The 2,588-nt window shown below is 65.4% G+C and carries 1 protein-coding gene; it reads right to left on the reverse strand.

The features are described 5' to 3' along the window. Positions 1-2,362, reverse strand: a 2,362-nt coding sequence (locus WAN02_RS21725; protein ID WP_422266286.1) for an ATP-binding protein, incomplete at its 3' end; no start/stop codon positions are given. Positions 2,363-2,588 lie beyond the last annotated feature (226 nt).

Here is a 2,588-nt window from a genome sequence, read left to right on the forward strand (position 1 = left end):
GTGCAATGCTCTGACCCCCGAGGCTGCTCACCCTCCAGATCTCGTCGTGTGCTGCCTCGGCCTCGGCGGCCACCTCGCCGAACTGGGCGGCGGATCTGGCTAAATCGCCGCTGAACCAGTGCACCACCGCGAGGTAAAAGCGGCACACACGCGAGTTAAACCGGTCGCCGATTGCGTCGGCGAGGTCGCGTCCTTCCTCGCCAGCTGCGCGTATCCCGAGCCAATCACCCGCGATATGGGCGCCTCGCGCCTGCTCGGCGAGGATCTGGCTTAGCCGCCACTGATCGTCCACGGCACGGGCCAGGCCGATCGCCTCGGCGAAGCACGCCCGGGCCAACTCGACGTCATAGCCCAGGTTGGCGGTAAACCCGCAGGCGGTCAGTGTCCTGGCTAGCAGGGCCGGGTCATCGACGTCTCGCGCAATCGCCACGGCCTGTTCGGCCTGGTCCCGGCGGTCGGTGGCACCTAAATAAGTATCGAGAACGGCCTTGTCGGCGAGCGCCCGGGCACGCACCGCGGCCGTCACCGCGGGGAGGTGCGCGTCGAGGTCGGTCAGCGCGGCGTCGAACCAGGTCACCCCTTCTCGGAGGCGGCCCCGCGACACCCATAGCGATTGCAGCGACGACGCCAGCGCCAACGCCGCCTCGAGGTCAGAGTTTTCCCGGCTCCACCCGAACGCGGCGCGCAGGTTGTCGATCTCGATGTTGGCCTGCTCGAGGCGCTGGTCATGATCACTTCCTGCCGGCGCGTCAAGCACGGCGGCCATCGCCGTGTAGTGGTCGCGGTGGCGCGCCCGCACGGCGTCGGCCTCGCCGGACTCGCCTAGTTTTTCGGCCGCGTATTGGCGCACCGTCTCCAGCAGCCGGTAGCGAGTCCGGCCCCCGCTGTCGTCGGCGACCACCAGCGATTTGTCGACCAGCAGTGTGAGCTGGTCGAGCACTTGGTAGCGCTGTACGTCGCCGCCGCCCGCGACCGTTTGGGCGGCGGCGAAGTCGAAGCCCCCCAGGAATGCGGCCAGCCTGCGGAACAGCACTCGTTCGGGTTCGGTCAGCAGCGCGTGTGACCAGTCGACCGAGGCGCGCAGGGTCTGCTGGCGGCGCACCGCGGTGCGCGCTCCGCCGGTCAGTAACCGGAACCGGTCATGGAGGCTGTCGAGGATCTCGCTCAACGACAGGGCACGGACCCGTGCGGCGGCAAGCTCGATCGCCAGCGGCAAACCGTCGAGGCGGGTGCAGATCTCGGCCACGACTGGCGCGTTGTCGTCGCTGACGGCGAAGTCCGGCCGAGTGCGTCGGGCCCGGTCGATGAATAGATCGATGGCTTCGTCGGCCAGTGACAATGACGGCACCCGCCAGCTCACTTCGCCGGCCACCCCGATCGGCTCCCGGCTAGTCGCCAACAGCGTCAACCCTGCAGCCGCGGCGAGTAGCGCATCGACCAGCGCTGCACTCGCATCCAGCAAGTGCTCGCAGTTGTCCAACACGATTAACATTTGCCGATCGGCGATAAACCGGGTCAGGGTGTCCATGGTGGAGCGTCCGGGCTGGTCGGGCAGCCCGAGGGCGCGGGCCACTGTGACCGGCACCAGTTCAGGGTCGGTGATCGGCGCCAGATCCACATACCAAACCCCATCGCCGAATTCGCCCGAAAGCTGGCCCGCGATCTGGATTGCCAACCGAGTTTTGCCCGCTCCGCCAGCACCTGTCAGCGTCACCAACCGGTTCCCGCTTAATACCTCAAGTATATGAGTCAACTCCGCTTCACGGCCCACGAAACTCGTCAATGCCATCGGGAGATGCTGCACTGCAACGTTTTTTAGCGTACGTAACGGCGGAAATTCGTTACACAGATCCGGATGACATAGTTGCACGACCCGTTCTGGGCGGGGAACACCGCGCAATTCATGAGCGCCCAGATCGGTCAACCATGCGTCGGCCGGGAGCATGTCCACAACCAACGCCTCGGTCGTGCCCGACAACAGAATCTGGCCGCCATGCCCGAGATCGCGCAGCCGCGCCGTTCGGTTAATGGTGGGGCCGATGTAATTGCCTTCATCGCGCAGCTGCACCTCACCGGTATGCACACCGATGCGCAATCGGATCGGCGCCAGCGGGGCGCGCTGCAGTTCCAGCGCACAGCACACCGCGTCGCTGGCTCGCGCGAATGCCACGACGAAACTGTCGCCCTCGCCTTGCTCCACCGGCCGCATCCCACTATGAGCGGCGATCAGATCCGATCGTGCATCATCCAGCCGCGCGAACGCAGCTGTCATCTGGTCGGGCTGGCTCTCCCAGAGCCGCGTGGAACCCTCAACGTCAGCTAACAGCAACGTCACGGTTCCTGTGGGTAACAGCCCGCTCACGTCTAGCTGACTCCAGTCCATCAGGGGCATGTCGGCGTGTGGATCGATTTCGCTCATGCTAGCCAGCATGCGATCCGACGAACGGCAAAACATCAGCGCAAACGCGCAGATTTGCGGCCTACGGAATATACGACCCGCTGGGCGCAGATCTACGCGCCTTGGCCGACGTTCTGAGTCTCATGGCGCCGGATAGTCGAGTTAACCGCCGGACCCAGCGAAATTAAGT

Origin of the sequence: Mycobacterium sp. (assembly GCF_049281135.1) — a bacterium.
In the GTDB taxonomy this organism is placed as follows: Bacteria; Actinomycetota; Actinomycetes; order Mycobacteriales; family Mycobacteriaceae; genus Mycobacterium.